The sequence below is a fragment of the Acidimicrobiia bacterium genome, assembly GCA_018057765.1.
GTDB lineage: Bacteria > Actinomycetota > Acidimicrobiia > IMCC26256 > JAGPDB01 > JAGPDB01.
Genome location: JAGPDB010000033.1, coordinates 1 through 5,667, shown reverse-complemented (window position 1 = coordinate 5,667; position 5,667 = coordinate 1). Strand labels below are relative to the sequence as shown.

At 35.3% G+C, this 5,667-nt stretch carries 5 protein-coding genes; 3 read left to right on the top strand and 2 right to left on the bottom strand.

Features of this window, described 5'->3' with window-relative positions:
• The first annotated feature begins 49 nt into the window (after positions 1–49).
• Positions 50–1,198: a cystathionine gamma-synthase gene (locus KBF89_08220; protein MBP9116307.1), complete on the top strand. Its 1,149-nt coding sequence runs from the start codon at positions 50–52 to the stop codon at positions 1,196–1,198.
• Between the two features lie 17 nt (positions 1,199–1,215).
• On the opposite strand, the gene KBF89_08215 is transcribed toward KBF89_08220, so the two are convergent.
• Positions 1,216–2,925 (bottom strand): thioredoxin domain-containing protein, encoded by a 1,710-nt coding sequence (locus tag KBF89_08215; GenBank protein ID MBP9116306.1) that lies wholly within the window; start codon positions 2,923–2,925, stop codon positions 1,216–1,218.
• A gap of 173 nt (positions 2,926–3,098) precedes the next feature.
• Here KBF89_08215 and KBF89_08210 point away from each other — a divergent pair, with 173 nt between their 5' ends.
• Entirely contained in the window at positions 3,099–4,568 is a 1,470-nt protein-coding gene (locus tag KBF89_08210) for an LPXTG cell wall anchor domain-containing protein (protein ID MBP9116305.1), read from the top strand.
• 14 nt (positions 4,569–4,582) lie between these two features.
• Here KBF89_08210 and KBF89_08205 read toward each other — a convergent pair whose 3' ends face one another.
• A complete protein-coding gene (locus tag KBF89_08205) occupies positions 4,583–5,032 on the bottom strand; it encodes a group III truncated hemoglobin (GenBank protein MBP9116304.1) in 450 nt (149 codons plus the stop codon).
• Between the two features lie 174 nt (positions 5,033–5,206).
• Between KBF89_08205 and KBF89_08200 the strand changes: the two genes are divergently transcribed.
• A partial coding sequence (locus KBF89_08200; protein MBP9116303.1) for a hypothetical protein occupies positions 5,207–5,667 on the top strand: 461 nt, incomplete at its 3' end.

Genomic DNA, 5,667 nt, shown 5'->3' with positions numbered 1-5,667 from the left:
ATGTAAGAGAACTACTGAAAAATAAGAATAGATAATTAGGAGTATTGCAATGGACGAAATTAAAGAAAATGTATCTTTTGAAACTTTAGCAGTTCACGCCGGGCAAGAAGCTGACGAAAAAACTGGTGCGGTAACGGTTCCAATCTATGCTACGTCTACTTATAAACAAACTGGCGTTGGCGAATTTCCATTTAGCGACTATTCTCGTGTTGATAACCCTACAAGAAGTGCACTTCAAAGTTCTCTGTCTACTTTAGAAGGCGCAGAATTCGGCCTTGCTTTCTCAAGCGGATTAGCAGCGACTGATACATTGCTGCGCACATTAAATTCTGGTGATCATATTGTTATGGGGCTCGATGTATACGGTGGAACATACCGCTTGATTACAAAAATACTTTCACGTCAAGGGATAGAAATCTCGACAGTAGATCTTAGTGACACAGATAAGATTGCAAGTGTGTGGAAAGATAGCACTAGGTTTGTGTGGATTGAAACACCATCTAATCCAACTTTGACAATTACAGATATTGAACAGATTTCGACTTTTGTTCATTCGCGTGGTGGAAAAGTTATTGTTGATAATACTTTTGCTACCCCGTATTTACAACAACCACTTAGTTTAGGTGCTGATGTTGTTGTTCATTCGACAACAAAATATATTGGTGGTCATAGCGATGTAGTTGGAGGTTTTATAGCAACTAGCGATAAAGAACTGTACGAAGAATTAAAATTCTTACAGTATGCTATTGGTGCAGTTCCTGGTCCATTTGATGTGTACCTACTTTTACGAGGTATAAAAACTTTACCTGTAAGAATGGATCGACATAATGAAAATGCGCAAGCTATTGCTGAGTTTCTTGACTCTCATGAAAATGTTTCTAAAGTTTATTATCCAGGTTTGAAATCACATGTCGGTCATGATATTGCAAGCAAACAAATGCGCGGCTTTGGTGGCATGGTCAGCTTTATTGTTAGTGGTGGATCAGCAATGGCAAAATCGGTTGCTGAGAATACTCAACTATTCACATTAGCTGAGTCTCTCGGTGCTGTTGAATCCTTAATAGAAGTTCCTGCACTTATGACTCATGCTTCAACTTCTGGTTCTTTATTAGAAGTTGATCCAGGATTAATTCGTATTTCAGTTGGACTTGAAAATGTTGACGACCTCATTACTGATCTAAAAATTGCTCTAGGTTAAAGACGTAGCCAAACTGATTATAGTGAAGTACAAGAGTGGTCATGACAGACAATATTTTCGTCACTATATTCAAAAATACTTAAAAGCGGTGAATCAATTGGCAGCTCATTAGTTTTGTAATGCCAATGGTTAATTGCGAAATCGGCAATAAAATTATGTGCATCAAAATTAATTGACGTTTTATATTTTAATTCTGTTTCTTCATTTCCTTTAATAATGTTGTAGCGCATCAATGCCCACTGAACTATTGATAATGAAGATGGTATTGGATGGTCAAACTCTCCAGCTTCCACTTGAGTGAAATCTGTATTTGGATTTTCTATCCAGCGTCCTTCAATGTTAAATGTCATAACAAGATTTTTTTGTTGATCTAGTTCCTCTTTAGTAACTGATCCTCGTTCAAACATGTATGTTTGGAGTAACAAAATGCTCGCAACATCTTCTAGAAATACTTCTTTTTGTTTGATACCTTCATGTGTAGATCGTGTATCTTTTTGAATAATAATTGAATTATATAGCTCAGTAACCCGAGTGTGTATTCCTGTGAAGCGTTCAACATAATTAAAAGCAATTCCAAGTAGAGAATTCCAACTTGTAAGTATCTTCGTATCAACACTTGGTTGAGCACGTTTTTTTCGCACATCATATAAGGTTTTAGCCAAGATTGAATCGGATTTTCTTTTTATATGAAAATCTTCTTCAAAATCTATTAGCTCATAGTGTTCTTTGAAATCGTCATATTGACTCCCGAGTATATTTTTAAGTTCCTCTTCATTCCATGCATATGTCTGGCCTTCAATATGCTTTGTGTCTGCATCATGGCCACTTGCATATAAATCACCAATTCTAAAAGTATCCTCCAGAGAGAAAAGTATTTCAGATATTGTCTGTTTATAAGATTGGTCTTTAAAAACTTTATAACCCAAAGAATATGAAATAAGCATCATTGCTTGGTCATACAACATTTTTTCGAAGTGAGGTATCTCCCAATTCTTATCAACACAATAACGAAAAAAACCACCACCTACATGATCTGCCAAACCAGAATCTTGCATAATGTCTAGAACATTTTTTGCCCAGGCTGATATCTTTGGACGTGCCATCGCTTCATCTGAACTGAGAAGAAAAAGTAACGAGCAATGAGGCGGAAATTTAGTTTGCGACATAAAACCACCATTAGAAAGATCAAATTGGTTTTCGTAATCATCCCAATTCGGTGATTCAATCTGTTGATTATCGAAAATTCGTGGATTGAAGTTTTCTAGATCATCAACATTTTCGACATAGAAATCAAATACTTGGGTCATCACATCTATAAAACCACCCATATTATATTTTGGTTCTGATGCCAAATATGTAGCAGCAAAAAATGGTTTTAAGTCTGGCGTCATGACAACATTTAATGGCCATCCACCTTGTCCATAACTACTTTGAATAAAATTCATACAAAATGAATCAATATCTGGTCGCTGTTCCCTATCGACTTTTATACAAACAAACTTTTTATTCATAAATTTTGCGACTTCAACATTTGAAAAAGTGTCATTCGCCATAACATGACACCAATGACAGGTTGCATAACCTACTGAAATAAACAATGGACGCTTAGTTGACTTTGCATACTCAATAACTTCTTCAGAATATTCTTGCCAAGCTATAGGATTATCTTTATGCTGTCTCAAATACGGTGAAGTGCTTTTATCTAAATTATTTATTTCTAAGTTCATATTCAATATCATAGTTTGGTTAAAAATATGAAACTAGAAGGTAAGTATCTACATAAGATTCGCGAAATACGTCTCAAACAAGAAAATTTTGAGAAATAGTCCAATATACCTATAAAGAAATTTAGCCTCTCTGACGATTTTAAAAAGATCGAATATTACTTAAAGGTGAATTTATGAAGAAACTCTGGAAAACTGCAAGCTTATTGTTGACACCCATTTTGGTTTTGGGTTTGCAGTTTGGCAATATTGGTCTTGCTCACGCTGCTGGAAATGCTGAATTAAGTATCAGTTCCGATATTCAATATTCAAATACAGGGTTCTATATAAGTATCTACAATAGTCAAGATAGCGATACTATCTCAGAGTTTACAATTAATAATATTGCGACGAATGCAACACTTGAAGATGGATTTATTGATGCAGTACCCCTACAAGGCGCTGACCCTGGGTCATTTAACACTGCCACAAATACCTGGACAGGATCTTTAGAACCTGGAGATACTATAAGCATTCTTTACAAAATTCATGTTACAACACCTGTTGGTTCAACTGTTTCAATTACGTCAAATATTGTATCTAGTAAATTAGTTGGTGGTGCTGTAAATGTTGATACTACCTTGAGTAATGATACAGCAACATCTAGCTTTATCGAAACCTTACATTCGGATTTAAATGTTTCAACTCGCCTAAAAACTACAGGTACTATTTTGGAAACTACAGATGTTACTTACGAAGTTACTATCGAAAATGCAGGACTTGGTGAATATGTGGATAATGGGTTTTTCTATCTTGTCTTCATTATGCCCGAAGATTCAACTTTTGTCAGCATGACTGACACTAATTTAAGTGATGAAGTAGAAGTTAATCAGTGCAATAATATAGGTCCTATAGAGAATCTCGGTTTTGTTGCTTTGAACTCATATAGTTATACGGGTAACTTAATGTTATGCCCTTTAGGAACAACAGCTAATTTGCCAAGTGGTACTAATTATAAGTTCGAATTTACTATGACTGCTGGGCCAGTTTTTGCAGCTGGTAATGCAAGTGTTCTCGTCTTAGGACAAGGAAACGATGTCGATACTCTTAAGATTTGGAGAGCCTTGGCTTTTCAGACCGATCCGTTCGCTGATGATACTGGTAATTTTATATTTCTTTCGTACGATCCTTCTGAATTGTCTGCGACTTCGAGTTTGTGTCCTGGCCAGTCTGCTATTTCAAATGATGGCAATGGTTGTTTTAGTATTTCCTTTAATAAGGATATTTATGACGAATCATTTGGTTTGGATGATATTGTTGTAACTGGTTCGGGAACTGCAAGTTCGTTAACCAAAGTTGGTGATAATCTGTGGGAACTTCGTATTGTTAATATTGGTCTTGGCCAAACTGCAAATATTAGTTTAAATACAGGTGGGATCATAGATCTATCTGCTGTTCAAAGCGCTGCACGTGTATTAGGTATTACAGCAATTCGTTATGAAATAGCAGTTGCACAAGATACGACTTCTGACACATTGAGATCTGCAAGCGGTACATTAGCCGAAACAGGAACCAGCAGTTCAAATATGCTCACAGCCCTCACTTTGATGTTTACAGGTTTCGCACTATTGCTAACAAGTAAATATCGTAAAAAGAATATTGTATAGGAACGACAGATATTTTATTTAACGTCGGGCTTTTTTTCATCAATAGTTAACAATACATCTAATGGTTCACCTATTAGTAGACGACTATGAACTAATGCTACTTTGACTGCCTTACGTTTTATTTCTTGGGCGTATGGTCCTTCCCAACCTGCATCAACGTGTGCTTGAAAAAGTTCTAACCATCGACGGAATTCATCATGTGTAAAATTTTCTAATTGATGTATCTTTACATGGGTTTCAAGAGGATTACCCCGGTAATCACCAATGCCAAGAAGCATTCTGCACCAAAAATCTTTAATTTTGACTAAATGTTCATTCCAATCGACATGAGCAACATCATTAAATACATGTCCGAGTAAGTCATCTTGGGCAACATCGCTATAGAAACGTTTCATCAATTCTGTAATTTCTAATTCACTATCTAAATCACAATTTCTAAAGTTAATAACTTTTTTATCACTCATTTTACTAGCTCAACTTCCTCACTTTTTATAGATATCTATGTCTACACTATTCTTACACATTAAAATATTCAATTATCATCAGGATAATAGCTTTTTTGATAGTAATTATTCAGATTTGACCAACTATCAGTATTGTCGGTACAATATAGGCTTTACGAAGCAAAGGAATGCATTATGTTGTTAAACAATATTGAAACTTTTAGAGAACTATTTTTAGATTCTTTAAAAACCAATGACACCGAAGACCAAAAAGCGAAACTCACTAGGTATGTCAATGTAAGTTACAATGCACAGTACGGTTTAATACCTATAGTAGAGGCTGTATCTTGTTTGACGGAAGTCTACGAAAATAAATGGAACGATATTTCTCTGAGATTATGCGCTGCTGAACTTGTTTGTTCTAGTGTAAATGATCCTGCAGTTGTAGTAGAGGCTGCGGATTGGAAATCGAAAGAAGCAATTTCTATTTCAAATAATGTAAAAAATGCACAACATTTTATTAATCGCCAAATGAAATTGAGAAATCCTATTTCTGATGGTCCTGAATATATTATTTTTATTGATGGTGAAACAGATGATCATGTAAAAATGATCCAAGATGAACTACTTTCTGCTCAAGAAAACCCTGATTCGAA

Excerpts from the sequence above, each read along its gene's own strand:
- KBF89_08220 (MBP9116307.1), top strand. The coding sequence starts at position 50 with ATGGACGAAATTAAAGAAAATGTATCTTTTGAAACTTTAGCAGTTCAC.
- KBF89_08215 (MBP9116306.1), bottom strand. The coding sequence starts at position 2,925 with ATGAACTTAGAAATAAATAATTTAGATAAAAGCACTTCACCGTATTTG.
- KBF89_08210 (MBP9116305.1), top strand. The coding sequence starts at position 3,099 with ATGAAGAAACTCTGGAAAACTGCAAGCTTATTGTTGACACCCATTTTG.
- KBF89_08205 (MBP9116304.1), bottom strand. The coding sequence starts at position 5,032 with ATGAGTGATAAAAAAGTTATTAACTTTAGAAATTGTGATTTAGATAGT.